The organism is Williamsia sp. M5A3_1d, assembly GCF_053345315.1.
Map to the genome: position 1 here is coordinate 293,824 of NZ_JBKEZX010000001.1, position 14,292 is coordinate 308,115.

General features: G+C 68.6%; 14 protein-coding genes. 6 read left to right on the forward strand and 8 right to left on the reverse strand.

Translation table 11 applies throughout. The features are described 5' to 3' along the window. Positions 1 to 107: 107 nt before the first annotated feature. A complete protein-coding gene (locus ACLBW1_RS01505; protein WP_447809670.1) occupies positions 108 to 272 on the reverse strand; it encodes a hypothetical protein in 165 nt (54 codons plus the stop codon). 104 nt (positions 273 to 376) lie between these two features. Next, entirely contained in the window at positions 377 to 1,519 is a 1,143-nt protein-coding gene (locus tag ACLBW1_RS01510; protein ID WP_447809671.1) for an acyl-CoA dehydrogenase family protein, read from the reverse strand. Positions 1,520 to 1,752: 233 nt separating this feature from the next. On the opposite strand from ACLBW1_RS01510, the gene ACLBW1_RS01515 reads away from it, so the two are divergent. Continuing rightward, positions 1,753 to 2,613 (forward strand): alpha/beta fold hydrolase, encoded by an 861-nt coding sequence (locus tag ACLBW1_RS01515; protein WP_447809672.1) that lies wholly within the window; start codon positions 1,753 to 1,755, stop codon positions 2,611 to 2,613. Between the two features lie 14 nt (positions 2,614 to 2,627). Here the strand turns inward: ACLBW1_RS01515 and nadB are convergent, their stop codons facing one another. The 5 genes from nadB to ACLBW1_RS01540 all read right to left on the reverse strand — a co-directional run bounded on the left by nadB (position 2,628) and on the right by ACLBW1_RS01540 (position 8,459). Next, positions 2,628 to 4,253 (reverse strand): L-aspartate oxidase, encoded by a 1,626-nt coding sequence (nadB, locus tag ACLBW1_RS01520; protein WP_447809674.1) that lies wholly within the window; start codon positions 4,251 to 4,253, stop codon positions 2,628 to 2,630. An 88-nt stretch (positions 4,254 to 4,341) separates the two neighbouring features. Next, complete coding sequence (locus ACLBW1_RS01525; RefSeq protein ID WP_447809675.1) at positions 4,342 to 5,421, reverse strand: 2Fe-2S iron-sulfur cluster-binding protein; 1,080 nt, start codon at positions 5,419 to 5,421, stop codon at positions 4,342 to 4,344. Further along, positions 5,418 to 6,251 (reverse strand): SDR family NAD(P)-dependent oxidoreductase, encoded by an 834-nt coding sequence (locus ACLBW1_RS01530; protein ID WP_447809676.1) that lies wholly within the window; start codon positions 6,249 to 6,251, stop codon positions 5,418 to 5,420. The genes ACLBW1_RS01525 and ACLBW1_RS01530 overlap by 4 nt, the downstream gene beginning before the upstream one ends. Before the next feature lie 95 nt (positions 6,252 to 6,346). Continuing rightward, a complete protein-coding gene (locus tag ACLBW1_RS01535; protein ID WP_447809677.1) occupies positions 6,347 to 7,339 on the reverse strand; it encodes an AurF N-oxygenase family protein in 993 nt (330 codons plus the stop codon). A gap of 112 nt (positions 7,340 to 7,451) precedes the next feature. Beyond that, on the reverse strand, positions 7,452 to 8,459 hold the full coding sequence (locus ACLBW1_RS01540; RefSeq protein ID WP_447809678.1) for a diiron oxygenase: 1,008 nt from the start codon (positions 8,457 to 8,459) through the stop codon (positions 7,452 to 7,454). A 134-nt stretch (positions 8,460 to 8,593) separates the two neighbouring features. On the opposite strand from ACLBW1_RS01540, the gene ACLBW1_RS01545 reads away from it, so the two are divergent. Then, positions 8,594 to 8,959: a DUF4873 domain-containing protein gene (locus ACLBW1_RS01545; protein WP_447809679.1), complete on the forward strand. Its 366-nt coding sequence runs from the start codon at positions 8,594 to 8,596 to the stop codon at positions 8,957 to 8,959. An 81-nt stretch (positions 8,960 to 9,040) separates the two neighbouring features. Then, the gene (locus ACLBW1_RS01550) at positions 9,041 to 10,804 is read left to right on the forward strand and encodes a DUF7800 domain-containing protein (RefSeq protein WP_447809680.1); all 1,764 of its coding nucleotides are present in this window, start codon (positions 9,041 to 9,043) and stop codon (positions 10,802 to 10,804) included. Here ACLBW1_RS01550 and ACLBW1_RS01555 read toward each other — a convergent pair. Next, on the reverse strand, positions 10,766 to 11,728 hold the full coding sequence (locus ACLBW1_RS01555; RefSeq protein ID WP_447809681.1) for an AurF N-oxygenase family protein: 963 nt from the start codon (positions 11,726 to 11,728) through the stop codon (positions 10,766 to 10,768). The genes ACLBW1_RS01550 and ACLBW1_RS01555 overlap by 39 nt on opposite strands. Before the next feature lie 231 nt (positions 11,729 to 11,959). Between ACLBW1_RS01555 and ACLBW1_RS01560 the strand changes: the two genes are divergently transcribed. The 3 genes from ACLBW1_RS01560 to ACLBW1_RS01570 are packed head-to-tail and all read left to right on the forward strand — an operon-like array spanning position 11,960 to position 14,209. Next, positions 11,960 to 12,184 (forward strand): hypothetical protein, encoded by a 225-nt coding sequence (locus ACLBW1_RS01560; RefSeq protein WP_447809682.1) that lies wholly within the window; start codon positions 11,960 to 11,962, stop codon positions 12,182 to 12,184. Then, positions 12,184 to 13,560 (forward strand): NADP-dependent succinic semialdehyde dehydrogenase, encoded by a 1,377-nt coding sequence (locus tag ACLBW1_RS01565; protein ID WP_447809683.1) that lies wholly within the window; start codon positions 12,184 to 12,186, stop codon positions 13,558 to 13,560. The genes ACLBW1_RS01560 and ACLBW1_RS01565 overlap by 1 nt, the downstream gene beginning before the upstream one ends. Before the next feature lie 25 nt (positions 13,561 to 13,585). After that, complete coding sequence (locus ACLBW1_RS01570) at positions 13,586 to 14,209, forward strand: lipocalin family protein (RefSeq protein WP_447809684.1); 624 nt, start codon at positions 13,586 to 13,588, stop codon at positions 14,207 to 14,209. Positions 14,210 to 14,292: the final 83 nt, after the last annotated feature.

Below are 14,292 nucleotides of genomic sequence, written 5' to 3' on the forward strand. Positions count from 1 at the left end.
CGCACTCCGGGCAGGACACCACCGCGGTCCCCTGCCGGACAGACTAGTGCGAACAGACCACATTCGGGCCCAACGGTGTCCGATTCGGTCGGCAGCCGACCGAAAGATCATTCGATCGGTTGAAGTCTTCCGTCGTGTGCATCCCGGTCGCCACGCTCCTGGCGTTCGGCCATACGGATGCCGCGACCGATCACCACTCCGACACCGATGGCGATCACCGACCAGCCCGCGGCGACGGTGGTGCCGATCGCCGCAACCAGGGTGATGTCCATCGGGTCGTCCTCTCGTCGATCTCGATTGTGCGGATCGATCCTGAGAGGACGCTGTCGCGGAGGTAGATGTTCGATCACATCTCGAACGTCATCGCCCCTGCCGGTCAGAACCCGAGGTCGCGACCGATGATGTCCTTCATGATCTCGGTGGTGCCGCCGTAGATGGTCTCGATCCGCACGTCGGTGTAGGCCCGCGAGATGGAGTACTCGGCCATGTAGCCGTATCCGCCGTGCAGCTGCAGGCAGGTGTCGACGATGCGCTTGGCGAGCTCGGTGCACCACCACTTCGCCTTCGAGGCGTCGACGGCGGTGAGCTCACCGTCGACCGCACCCTGGATGCACCGGTCGACGAACGCCTGGGCGATGTCGAGCTCGGTGGCGATCTCGGCGATCTTGTGGCGGTTGGCCTGGAACGAACCGATGGACTGGCCGAACGCCTTGCGCTCGGTGACGTAGGTCAGCGTGTCCTCGAAGGCCTTGCGCGCACCGGCGACGGCGCCGACTCCGATCGCGAGTCGCTCCGACGGCAGGTTGTGCATCAGGTGGTAGAAGCCCTTGTTGACCTCGCCGACGACGTTGCCGACCGGCACCCGCACGTCGGTGAAGCTGAGCTCGGCGGTGTCCTGGGCGTGCTGGCCCATCTTGTCGAGGTTGCGACCGCGCTCGAAGCCCTCCATGCCGCGTTCGACGGCGAGCAGGGTGAAGCCCTTGTGGCCGGCCTCGGGGTCGGTGCGGGTGACGACGATGACGAGGTCGGCGTTGATGCCGCACGAGATGAAGGTCTTGGCGCCGTTGAGCACCCAGTGGTCGCCGTCGAGGACCGCCGAGGTCTTGATCCCGGCCAGGTCGCTGCCCGCGCCGGGCTCGGTCATCGCGATGGCGCCGATGATCTCACCGGAGGCGAAGCCGGGGATCCAGCGCTGCTTCTGCTCGTCGGTGCACAGCTTCTTGAAGTAGGGGCCGATCACGTCGTTCTGCAGCGTGAACGCCGGGGCGCGCGAGCCGAACTTCGCCATCTCCTCGATGACGACGGCGTTGAAGCGGAAGTCGTCGATGTCGGAGCCGCCGTACTCCTCGGGCATGTAGAAGCCCACCAGACCGGACTCGCCGGCCTTCTTGAACACCTCGCGGTCGATGATCCCGTCGTGCTCCCACTGTTCGGCGTAGGGCGCGATCTCACGCTCGACGAAGGCTTTCGCCGACGCGCGCAGCTGGTCGTGTTCGGATTCGAAGATCAGACGCTTCATCGTGGGATCACCTTCACATCGTTGCTGCGAACACTGCTTCACCGAGCGCTCGCTCCGTCGCTCTCACGGTACGCCGTTGACACAGTTGCTGACAATCGTCTCAGTGCCGCGTCGGGACGCGGGCCAGGGCACGTGGGAGCCCGTTCGTCGGCGGCCCCGACGTGCAATAGCGTGACGCTCGGACGCCTCATCGAGCGTCCCCGGGGATCGACACAGCACCTGAGGGGGTGGCGGTGAACGCGACCGCGACATCGGAGACCGTCCAGTTCATCGCCGCCGACGGCGTGCGCCTGTGCGGCACGCGGTGGGAACCCTCGGGACCCGCCTCGGGCACCGTGGTCATGCTGCACGGCGGCGGCCAGACCCGGTGGTCGTGGAAGGCGACGGGCGAACTGCTCGCCGCCGCGGGCATGCGCGTGGTCACCCTCGACTGTCGCGGGCACGGGGACAGCGGGTGGTCACCCGACGGCGACTACAGCATCGAGTTGTTCGCCGACGACGTCCACACCGTCGTCACCGAGATCGGACGACCGGTCACGCTCATCGGCGCCAGTGTCGGCGGTCTGACCGGCATCACCGTGGCCGATCGGTTCGGTCCCGATGTGGTCTCCGCCCTCGTCCTCGTCGATGTGGTGCCGCGGTACGACCGGGCGGGCAGCGCCCGTATCCGCCACTTCATGCGCAGCGGGATGCAGGGTTTCGACTCCCTCGACCAGGCCGCCGAGGCGGTCGCGGGATACCTCCCGCACCGCGAGAGACCCCGCAGCACAGCGGGTCTCACCCGCAATCTGCGGCAGCGATCCGACGGACGTTGGTACTGGCACTGGGACCCGCAGGTGATCGATCAGGAGACCCTCGACCGCATCCCCACCGACTACCTCGACGACGCCGCGGCCGGACTCCGCATCCCGATCATGGTGGTGCGGGGCAAGCTCTCCGACGTGGTGCCCGAAGACGTGCTGAGAGCCTTCTGCGAACGGGTCCCCCACGCTCGCATCACCGAACTCCGCGACGCCGGGCACACCGCGGCCGGCGACGACAACGATGCGTTCACCACCGCCGTCGTCGACTTCGTGAGCGACCTGCGGGACTGACCGCGCTTCCCATCTCAGGCGACGACGGGGCTGCCGACCGGATCCGCTGCGTCCCAACGCATCCCGAACGGTTCGCCGACGCGCGCCCACTCGAGACGAGACACCGGGTCGGTGAGCGGACGGTCGGCGCGTCGATGACATCCGCGCGACTCGTCACGCCGCAGTGCGGCCGCGACGACCGCGCCCGCGACCATCGTGGCCGCGGCGTCGGCGATGTCGGCGAACGAGCGCAGTGGGCGCACCGGGGCGGCCTCGACGAGATCCGCCACCAGGACCAGCCCCGCGACGTCGCGGGTCACGCCGGCACCGGCCGACATCGCATCCTGCAGCGCCTGCCTGTCGCAGCGTGGTGCACGGGTGAGCATCTCGCCATCCGGCCATGTGGAACGGCGGGTCGGGACCGTCGGCGCGCCGGCGCGATCGGCCGCCGCCTGTGCGACCCGACGTCCCATCACCAGTCCCTCCAGCAGGCTGTTCGACGCCAGGCGGTTCGCCCCGTGCAACCCGGTGCGCGCCACCTCGCCGGCGGCGAACAGCCCGTCGACGGTGGTGTCACCCCGCTCGCCGGTGACCACGCCACCGCAGAGATAGTGGGCCCCGGGGACGATGGGGATCAGATCGGTGCGTGGGTCACCGCCGATGGCCCGCACCCCCGCGGTGACCGTCGGGAACCGTTGTGCCACATCGGGTACCTCACGGGCGTCGAGGTACATGCACGCCGACCCCGAGGCCGCCATCGCGGTGTGCACGGCGTGGGCCACCACATCTCTCGGGGCGAGATCGCCGAGGGGATGGACGCCCGCGGTGATCGACCGACCGTCGGCGTCGACGAGTCGGCCTCCCTCACCGCGCACGGCCTCGCTGATGAGCGTCCGTCGACCCCGCGCGCCGGGGGTGTAGAGCATCGTCGGATGGAACTGCACGAACTCGAGGTCGGTGACGGCCGCACCGGCCCGCAACGCCAGCGCGACACCGTCGCCCACCGAGCCGTCGGGATTGGTGGTGGCCGCATAGATCTGGCCGATGCCGCCGGTCGCCAACAGCACGCTCGGCGCGCGGACGGTCACCACTGCGCCGGTGCCGTCGCGCGCGGTCACCCCGACCGCACGTCCGTCGTGATCGGTGTCGACGGTTACCGCGACGGTCTCGGCGCGCACGCCCACCCGGCCCGACACCGCGTGCGGGCGCAGCGCCTCCCACAGGGCCCGCTCCACCTCGGCGCCGGTGGCATCACCGCCCGCGTGGATGATCCGTCGTACGCCGTGTCCCCCTTCGCGGGTCCGCAGCAGCGTTCCGTCGGGATGGGCGTCGAAGCGCGCACCCCAACCGATCAGGGCGGCCACGGCATCGGGGCCGTCGGCGAGGATCGATCGGGCGGCGAGGGGGTCGGTGTGGCCGGCGCCCGCGGCCACGGTGTCGGCGAGATGGGCGTCGATCGAGTCGGCCGGGTCGGCAGGGTCGACGACGGCGATCCCGCCCTGGGCGTACCGCGTCGAGGTGTCGGCCCCGGGGGTGCGTGACGATCCCTTGGTCAGCACGATCACCGACAGGCCGAGCTCCGCGGCGTGGATGGCAGCGGTGAGGCCCGCGACGCCGCCACCGACGACCACGAGGTCGGCGCGGTTCCCGTCGTGTGCCATGTCGCCTCCCGGCTGCGTCGTCCCTGGTTTTCGACTGTCAGTCGAAAACAGGTCCCACGCTACGCCTACGCACGGCGGTCCGGGCGGGTCAGGTGTCGAAGGTGACGGTGACCTCGTCGGAGACGGGTACCGCCTGGCAGGCGAGGGTGAGCCCCATGGCGAGGTCGGAGTCGACGAGGGTGTCGTTCTTGCGCATGTGGACCTCACCGCTGACCACGCGGCAGGCGCACGAACTGCACTCCCCCTCGCGGCACGAGAACGGGGCGTCGTGCCCGGCGGCGAGCAGCACGTCGAGCAGCGTCGCCGATCGCGGCCAGGCGAGGTCGATCGAGTTCCCGGCCAACGTGACCGCGACCGACGCGTCGTCGTCGCCGCTGGACACCGACACCTCGATCTCGCTGAACGGGTCACCCGAGAGCGAGATGTAGCGCTCTGTGTGGGTGAGCGCGGCCGGGATGCCGATCCGCTCGGCGGTCTTCTCGACCACAGCCATGAACGGCGGCGGACCGCAGATGAACAGTTCCCGATCGGCCATGTCGCGCATGAGGTCGGCCATCGCCACGGCGTCGGGCAGACCACGCTCGCTCTCGAGCCAGTGCGTGACGGTGAAGCGGCCGGGGAACTCGGCGACCATCTCGTCGATCTCGGCGGAGAAGATCGCGGAGTCGGCGTCGCGGTTGGCATAGATCAGGTGCACCGACGACAGTCCGCCGATCAGGGTGGACTTCGCGATCGACATCAGCGGGGTGATGCCGCTACCCGCGCCCACCAGCAGGAGGTCGTTGCCGTAGGAGCGCGGATAGAACGACCCCGAGGGGCTGAGCACGGTGATGCGTTCGCCGACGGTGACGTTGTCGCACAACCACCCCGAGGCGACACCGCCGTTGACCCGCTTGACTGTGACGATCAGATCGTCGTCGAGGTGCGGTGAGCTCGACATCGAATAGCACCGCGCGACAGCGGATCCCGAGTCGTCGGCGCCGGGGATCTTCAGGGTGAGGAACTGCCCGGGGTGATACCGGAACTTGCTGAGGATGCGGTCGGGGACGTCGAAGACGATGGAGACCGAGTCGGGGGTCTCGCGGATGACGTCGACGACCTCGAGTTCGTGGGCGCGACTCTCGAGTCGGCTCGCCGCCGCCTGCTCCGGCGTGTCGGACGGACTCACTGGCCGATGCGCTGGCCTGCGGCCATGGGTCGGGCCATCACGTCCTGGTAGCGGCCGCCGAGCAGTCGCGGGAGGGCGTCGAAGAGTCGCGCGTCGGGCCCGATGAGCACCTTGGGCTTGTTCTTCTCGATGGCCTTGATGATCTTCTTCGCGGCGGTCTCGGGCCGGGTGAAGGCGATCTTCTGGAAGTTGTCGTCCTTGACCTTCAGGTCCTGCGCGAACTCGCCGCTCTGCCGTCCGTTGCGGACGATGCCGGTCTTGATGCCGCCCGGGTGCACGCACGTGACGCCCACGTTGTGGCCGGCACTGATCATCTCCTGGCGCAACGAGCCGGTGAAGCCGCGGACGGCGAACTTGGCTGCGTTGTAGGCACTCTGGGCCGGGATCGACATCAGACCGAACACCGACGACACGTTCACCACGTGGCCGTCACCGGAGGCGATGAGGTCGGGCAGGAACGCCTTCGTGCCGTGCGCCACGCCCCAGAAGTCGATGCCCATGATCCAGTCGAAGTCGTCCCACGTCATGTCGACGATCGACGCGCTCAGCGAGACCCCGGCGTTGTTGATGATGACGTTCGCGCCCCCGAAGCGGCTGCGGACGTCTTCGGCGTGGGCGTAGACGGCGTCGCGGTCGGCGACGTCGACGGTGAACGGGGCGGCCTCGGCGCCGGCCTTCTCGCACAGCGCCACGGTCTCCGAAACCGCGTCGAGGTTCACATCCGACAGGGCCAGGCGCGCACCCTTGTTCGCGAGTTGGACGGCCAGGCAGCGACCGATCCCCGATCCCGCGCCGGTCACGACCACGGTCTTGCCCACAAGTGTCTTCAACGCAGTGTCATGCTTTCTCGTAGTGCTCGCCTCGAAGGCGGATGGAGATCACCGGACGGGTCGACCCGGCCGGGCGGAGGAGCGCGGCGAACCGATCAGCGACGACGCCGGCGACGGCCGCCCTCGAGCTCGGCGAGCACCTCGTCGGGCAGCGACCGCGACATCTTGTAGATCTTCGTGGTCAGTCGCCCCTTGATGAGACCGGCCTCGTAGAAGAAGGTCAGCATGGGCCCGCACATGAAGGTGGCGTTCTCGCGATAGCGCGGCGAGCGCTGCGCGGCCTTCCAGCCGGCGAGCTGACCGATACCCACCGACCGGTAGGCCTGCGAGTCGACGAGTGTCGGCATCACGAACAGGGTCAGCAGCGCGATGAGCACCCGGTTGACCGCGAGAGCGACCGGACCGCACTTCGCGGTGGCCTGGATCAGCTCGTTGCGCGCGAAGGTGATGTGCCGCGCCTCCTCGAGGACGTGGATCTTCATCAGCTGCCGCACGTGGGGCTGGATCGACTCGTCGGCCATCGACTCGCGCTGCACACGGTCGAGGACCTCCTCGACGAGCAGGGTGCCCGCGTAGACGAGCGGGCCGTGCGGGATGAAGCCGATGAGCCGCAGCGGCATCGACAGCAGCTTCGGACGGCGGTAGGGCTCCATCTCGGTCTTGTTGATCAGGCGACCGAACATGGTCGAGTGCCGCGTCTCCTCGGCGATCTCGGTGAGCGAGTACAGGGTGTGCTCGTCGGCGAGGTTGTCGTTGGTGAACACCCCGCGCAGCAGGTTGGTGCAGAGGCCGACCTCGGCGTTGATGCCGTAGGTGAGGATCGCGACGGCCTCGGCGCGGCTGAGCGTGAGCTTCTGCGCGTCGTCGAGTCCCTCGTAGAGCTCGGTGCCGAAGAGCGTCCCACGCTTCTCGGTCGACCAGGCCTTGTCGGGGTCGATGTCGGCGTCCCAGTCGATGTCGAGTTCACCGTCGTAGGCGCGGTCTGCCGTCGACCGCAGCAGACGCTCGGCGATGGCCATGCGCTCGTCGATCTCCGACTGCGTGGGCCCTGCGGGCGTGGTCACGGGTGCGTAGTTGTCGACGGTCACGATGAGTTCCTCTCACACGGGGTTTGACGAGCTCGGACACCGCGCGCGGTGCGCGGAGATGACAGCTGTTGAGTAGACGGTACTGGGCGCAGGGAGGGTGTCAAGACGTGCATCAACGATCCTCCACCCCGGGTAGGACGGCCTCGGGACGACGCGATGCCGCGGGGACGATCCGCACCAGCCGACGGCTCACGGCGTCGCCGAACAGACCGTGGGCTTTGGCCAGCTCGAGGTAGTCGGCGAAGAACAGGTCCAGGCGCGCTCCGCGCCGGCTGCTGCGACGCGCGGCCCACTGACTGCGACGCACCATGAGGCCGGTCTCGCGGTAGGCCTCGGGCGCGATCAGGGTGCGGGCCACCATGCGGAGCACCAGCCCCGACACCACCGAGTAGAAGAGCGTGCGCAGCGGACCCTTGCCGTCCATCGAGGCCTCGAAGTCGAGGCGCGCGAAATCGCTCAAGCGGCGGGTCGACCGTTCGTGCAACGCCGCGACCTGCCGCACATGCGGCTGCACCGACCGGTCGGCGGCCAGGGTCGTGACCAGCGCACGCGTGCACGACTCGGCCATCAGGTAGATCGACGCGGTCATCGCGCCCGCGGGGATCAGCAGCGTGTAGCGCTCGAGGAGCCATGCCAGCCGGGGATGCGGATGGGGGGGCAGGCCCGTGACGGTGATGAGTCGACCGAACATCGCGGTGTTCGTGGTCCGGACGTTGATGGTGGCGAAACCCCAGCGCGCGGTGTCGTCGGCCAGCCCCTGCTCCTCGCCGATCCGTCGGAACTCGAGCATCGACTGCGAGGTGTTGGCGAACACGCACAGCGTCAACAGGTTCACCAGTTCGCGACGGGCGAGTTCGGTCCGCTTCGCGGCGGGCATCCGCTCCCACAGCCGGGTACCCGACAGCGACACGAGGTGCTCGGGCAGCCAGGCGGCCGTCTCCGAGGGCGCGGCCGCCCAGTCGATGTCGAGATCGGCGTCGAAGCGTTCGTCGACGGTGGCGATCAGGAACCGCTGCGCGGCACGCTCACGATCGGCGATGGAACGCCGCCGGGGCCGGCGATCGGCATCGGGGGCCGCGTCGGCCGCACCGACCCGGTCGATTCCGACGTTCGAAGTCATCCCACTCCCCATTCGCGATCCCGTTGCACGATATGACCCCGAATCCTACGTAATGCGGGGCTCATATGTAATTCAAGGCACATGCGGGCCGAAGTGGAAGCCACATCACTGCACTTTGTAGAGGGGACAACGCCATGACCGACGATCTGGGACGTGCCACGCCGCGCTCGCCGCACGACGACTCCGACTACCGCGGCGACGCGTCGATCGTGATCAAAGGGGTCGAGATCCCGGTGACGGTGGAGATGAAGGGGTACCGCGAACCCATCGACGGCATCTACCGGTGGATCGGCCGGGTGGGGAAGAACGACCGCCTCACCGCTGCCGTCGGCGACGCCAAGCGCATCCGGGTGATCGTGAAGACCCCGCACAGCGCGCAGGAGGCCTACCTGGGTGATCCCGACTTCTGGGACCGCTTCCGCATCAACGGCAAGAGCACCCCGCCGTTCGCCGTCGCCACCGACATCGATGCCGACCCCGAGGGCGCCGAGGCCGGCTGACGCCCGCTCCGGTGGGCACCCGCCGCGACCGATCCCGGCGAGGCATGTGCGCAATGCCCGATTCGGTGGAAACGTGGGGGGATGACGCTCGCGCACACCGACCCCAGCCCTCACCAGCCTTCAGAGGCCGGCGCCCCCTCCCTGGTGCTGGGACCCATCCTCCGGTTCGTCGACGCGACGCGGGCGACCATCTGGGTGGAGACCGACCGCGCGACCGGGGTACGCATCGACACCTCTGTCGGTGTCTCGGCGCAGACCGACACCTGGGGTGTCGGTGGACACCACTTCGCGATCGTGGTCGTCGAGAACCTTCCGTCGGACGCCGAGGTCGACTACACGGTCACCCTCGGCGGCGGCGGGACCGACCCCGTGTGGCCGCGCGACGCGCAACCGTGTCGCCTCCGCACCGCGGCGGTCGGCGCCGACGTGACGATCGCGTTCGGCTCCTGCCGTCGCGGTGACACCTACGACGCGGAGTCCCTCGAGCGGATCGGCGCCGACGCGTTGGTCGGTCTCGCACACCGCGTGAACACCGAAGCGCCGCAGCGCCGTCCGGACCTGCTGATGCTGTTGGGCGATCAGGTCTACGCCGACGACCCGTCACCGGAGATCCTGGCGCGCCTGCACCGACACCGCGCCGCGGTGGGCGACAGCGGCCTGGGCGAGGAGGTGGCCGACGAGATCTGCGACCTCGAGGAGTACACGTGGCTCTACGCCGAGTCGTGGGGGACGCCGGAGGTGCGTGCGTTGATGGCGGCCGTACCGAGCTGCATGATCCTCGACGACCACGATCTGCGCGACGACTGGAACTCGTCGATGGACTGGCGGCGCACCGTCACCGCGGCCCCGTGGTGGCCGCGCCGCGTCGTCGGTGCATTCACCTCCTACTGGATCTATCAGCACCTGGGCAACCTCTCGCCGGAGTCGCTCGCCGCCGACCCCGTGTACGCCGCGGTGCGCGGCGCGGCCACCGACGGTGAGCGCGAGCAGATCCTCGCCGACTTCGCCCTGCGTGCCGACGCCCGACCCGATTCCGCGCGATGGAGTTTCGTCCGCGATCTCGGCACCACCCGGCTGATCGTGATCGATTCGCGGTGCTCCCGCGACCTCGACCCGGAGCGTCGCACGATGCTCGACGACACCGAGTGGCAGTGGCTGCGGACAGTCGCGACCGAGACCGACGCCCGACACATCCTGTTCGGCACGTCGTTGCCCTACCTGATGCTGCCGGCACTCCATCACCTCGAGCAGTGGAACGAGGCCGTCGCGCAGGGCGCCTGGGGGCCGCGGGCGGCGAAGGTCGGCGAGAAGCTGCGCCTGGAACTCGATCTCGAGCACTGGGCGGCGTTCGACAACTCCTTCGACGCGATGGCCGACCTCGTCGCCGACCTCACCTCCCGCGCCGATCCGCCGGCGTCGGTGGTGTGGCTCTCCGGTGACGTGCACTGCTCGTACGTCGCCGAGGCGCAGCTGGTCGACCGCGCCACCCCCGACACCGCGCTGTGCCAGCTGACGATGTCGCCGTTCCGGAACCCGTTGGAGCGCCCCGTGCGCGTGGTCAACCGGATCGCCGTGAAGGCGCCGATGGTGAAGCTGATGCGGGCACTCGCCAAGCGCGCCGGGGCGGGGCCGTCGCCGATGTCGTGGAAGGCCACGGCCGGCCCCTGGTTCGACAACGGCGTGATGTCGCTGACGGTCAGCGGGGAACGGATCAGCGTGCGCGTCGAGCACGCCTTCGTCGATGATGATGGCGCACAGCGGTTGTCGCAGACCCACGTGGCGGACCTCACCGCGGCCGGACGGCCCTCAGCGGCGCATCGACGCCAACAGCCCCTCGGGCAGTGAACGCGACGCGCGGTACAGCAGCGTGGTCACCCGTCCGCGGATGAGGCCGGCCTCGGCGAAGAACCGCAGCATCGGCCCGCACGCGAAGGTCGCGTTCTCGCGGTATCTCGGCGATCGCTGGGCCACCAGCCACCCGCGTGTCGGCGAGATCCCGACCGAGATGTAGGCGCGGGGATCGATCAACGTCGGCATCACGATGAGCACCAGCAGTCCGATCAGCACCCGGTTGATCGCGAGCGAGATCGGTCCGCAGTTCTCGATGGCCCGTACGAGTTCGGTACGGGCGTAGGTGATGTGGCGCGCCTCCTCCAGGATGTGGATGCGCATCATCTGCCGGACGTGGGGTTGCACGTTCTCGTCCCGGCTCGCCTCCCGCTGCACCGCGTCGAGCATCTCCTCGACGATGAGGGTGATGGCGAAGATGAGCGGACCGTGCGGGACGAAACCCATCAGCCGCAGCGCCCGGTTCAGCAGGGCGGGCGCCGGCCAGGCCGGCATCTCGGCCTTGTTGATCAGCCGCCCGAACATCGTCGAGTGCCGCGTCTCCTCGGCGACCTCGGTCAACGAGTAGAGCATCTGCGGTTCGGTGAAGTCCTGCACGTGGAAGACCCTGCGCAGCAGGTTGGTGCACAGGCCCATCTCGGCGACGATGCCGTAGCTGAGCACCGCCACCGCTTCGGCCCGGCCCAGCGTCAACCGCTGTTCGGGGGTGAGCGCGTCCCACATCCTCGTCCCGAAGAGCGTGCCGCGGCACTCGGTGAGCCACGCCTTCGTCGGATCGAGTGGGGCGTCCCAGTCGATGTCGAGTTCGCCGTCGAGGGCGTTGTCGGCGGTGGAGCGCAGCAGCCGTTCGGCGGTGGTGCGCGGGTCACCCGGACCCGCAGACCCGGACGTGGGCCGGACGGTGTCGACATCGACGCTCACGGGCGATCCCCTCACCGGCGCCGATGACAGCGCCTCTCAACAGCAGTTGAGCGACAACCCTCCGCCGCGTCCGCACATGTGTCAAGGCTCACAACGATCGACTGGACGATCTCCGACGATCGGTCGTCGACGGTGGACACCGCCACGTCATCGGCGATCCGTAGGGTGGATCGGGTTCCACCAGCACCGACTCGAGAGCACGGTTCGGCGTCCGATCCACAGGAGGCACCCATGGCCAGTTACCGAGTCATCAACCCCACCGGCGACGTCGTCGCGACCAAGGACATCGACAGCGCCGACGACGCGTACTCGTGGTTCAAGGAGAGCCAGGAGGACAACGGCGAGCTCGGCTGGCGCCTCGAGGTGCAGCACGACGACGGCTGGGCCTTCGTAGACGACTCCGAGGGCACGGACGATTCGAAGGGCATCGACGAGTCGACGGGTCCGACCAACTGATGGCGATCGCATCGATCAACCCGGCGACGGGCGAGACGATCCGCGAGTTCGACGCGCTGTCGGATTCCGAGGTCGAGGAGAAGATCGCCACCGCCGCGCGCGTCGCCCGGGAGTACCGGCGCACCGGTTTCGACGAGCGCGCCGCGGGACTGCGACGCGCCGCCGACATCCTCGACGCCGACGCCGACTCGTTGGCGGCCACCATGACCGCGGAGATGGGTAAGACCATCACCGCGGCCAAGGCCGAGATCGCCAAGTGCGCCAAGGGTCTGCGGTACTACGCCGACGCCGCACCGGCGATGCTGGCCGACGACATCGCCGACGCCGACGCGGTCAACGCGTCGAGGGCGCTGCACCGGTTCCAGCCGCTGGGTGTGATCCTCGCGGTCATGCCGTGGAACTTCCCTCTGTGGCAGGTGATCCGCTTCGCGGGTCCCGGCCTCATGGCGGGCAACGTCGGACTGCTCAAGCACGCGTCGAACGTGCCGCAGACCGCGCTGTACCTCGAGGACCTGTTCCGTCGGGCGGGGCTGCCCGAGGGCGTGTTCCAGACGCTGCTGATCTCGTCGGGTCAGATCGAGGACATCCTCAAAGATCCTCGGGTCGCGGCGGCGACGCTGACCGGCAGCGAAGGTGCGGGACGCGCAGTCGGGGAAACCGCCGGCGGACAGCTGAAGAAGGTCGTGCTCGAACTCGGCGGATCCGATCCGTTCGTGGTGTTGCCCTCGGCCGATCTCGCCGCCGCCGCCAAGACCGCGACGACCGCGCGCTGCCAGAACAACGGGCAGTCGTGCATCGCGGCGAAGCGGTTCATCGTCCACACCGACGTCTACGACGAGTTCGCCGAACTCTTCGTCGCCGAGATGGCCGCGCAGAAGGTCGGCGACCCGACCGCCGACGACACCGACATCGGTCCGCTCGCCACCGAGCAGGGGCGTACCGACGTCACCGATCTCGTCGACGACGCCGTCGCCAAGGGCGCGACCGTGCTCACCGGCGGTACCGTGCCCGACGGTCCCGGGTGGTTCTACCCGCCCACCGTCATCTCCGAGATCACCACGGAGATGGACATATACGGCGAGGAGGTCTTCGGACCGGTGGCGTCGCTGTACCGCGCCACCGACATCGACGACGCGTTGCGCATCGCCAACGACACCGACTTCGGCCTGGGGTCGAACGTGTGGACCACAGACGACGCCGAGATCGAGCGTTGCATCGACGAGCTGGAGGCGGGGCAGGTGTTCGTCAACGGCATGACCACGTCGTATCCGGAGATCTCGTTCGGCGGTATCAAGAACAGTGGTCACGGTCGTGAGCTGGCGAAGTTCGGCATCCACGAGTTCTGTAACGTCAAGACCGTATGGGTCGCCCGCTAGGGGAAGATGTGATGGAGGAGGACGCGTGAGCACGGTGCAGGTAAAGAGGGGTCGTCGCCGGCCGGTGGTGGTGTCGATGATCGTCGCGGTGATGGCCGCTCTCGGTCTCGTCGTGGGCACGGCGGGTGCCAGTGCCGCACCGCTCGGTCCGATCGCGAAGCTCGACGTCGATCGGTACCTCGGCGTGTGGAACCAGGTCGCGGCGATCCCGCAGCCGTTCAACATCGACTGCCTGCGCAACACCCAGGCGCGCTACACGCTGATCGACCCGAACAACATCAAGGTCGAGAACTCGTGCACGAAGTTCACCGGCCAGCGCAGCGGCATCACCGGCAACGCCCGCGTGAACGACCAGAAGACGAAGGCCCAGCTGCACGTCAGCTTCCCGGGTGTGCCGTTCCAGAGCTCGAAGTCGGGTCCGACGAACTACATCGTCACCTACATCGCGCCGGACTACTCCTGGGCGCTCGTCGGCAGCCCCGAGCGACTCTCGGGGTTCGTGCTCAAGCGTGACAAGCAGGTGTCGAGCGCGCAGTGGCGGCAGATCAAGAACGTGATCGTCTCCCGCGGCTACAACCTCAACCTGTTCATCACCACGCCGATCGACGGCGGTTACCCGAACGTGACGCCGCTGGCGCTCGTTCGCTGACCCACCCGCTTCACCACGACGCCCCGCCGGGTCCACCCGGCGGGGCGTTGTGCGTTGTGCGCGGCGAAGATCGTCCCCATCAG

What these genes read in the sequence shown, in the direction of transcription:
- ACLBW1_RS01510 (WP_447809671.1), bottom strand. Translation starts at nt 1,519, where the DNA reads ATGAAGCGTCTGATCTTCGAATCCGAACACGACCAGCTGCGCGCGTCG.
- ACLBW1_RS01505 (WP_447809670.1), bottom strand. Translation starts at nt 272, where the DNA reads ATGGACATCACCCTGGTTGCGGCGATCGGCACCACCGTCGCCGCGGGC.
- nadB (WP_447809674.1), bottom strand. Translation starts at nt 4,253, where the DNA reads ATGGCACACGACGGGAACCGCGCCGACCTCGTGGTCGTCGGTGGCGGC.
- ACLBW1_RS01540 (WP_447809678.1), bottom strand. Translation starts at nt 8,459, where the DNA reads ATGACTTCGAACGTCGGAATCGACCGGGTCGGTGCGGCCGACGCGGCC.
- ACLBW1_RS01550 (WP_447809680.1), top strand. Translation starts at nt 9,041, where the DNA reads ATGACGCTCGCGCACACCGACCCCAGCCCTCACCAGCCTTCAGAGGCC.
- ACLBW1_RS01560 (WP_447809682.1), top strand. Translation starts at nt 11,960, where the DNA reads ATGGCCAGTTACCGAGTCATCAACCCCACCGGCGACGTCGTCGCGACC.
- ACLBW1_RS01565 (WP_447809683.1), top strand. Translation starts at nt 12,184, where the DNA reads ATGGCGATCGCATCGATCAACCCGGCGACGGGCGAGACGATCCGCGAG.
- ACLBW1_RS01545 (WP_447809679.1), top strand. Translation starts at nt 8,594, where the DNA reads ATGACCGACGATCTGGGACGTGCCACGCCGCGCTCGCCGCACGACGAC.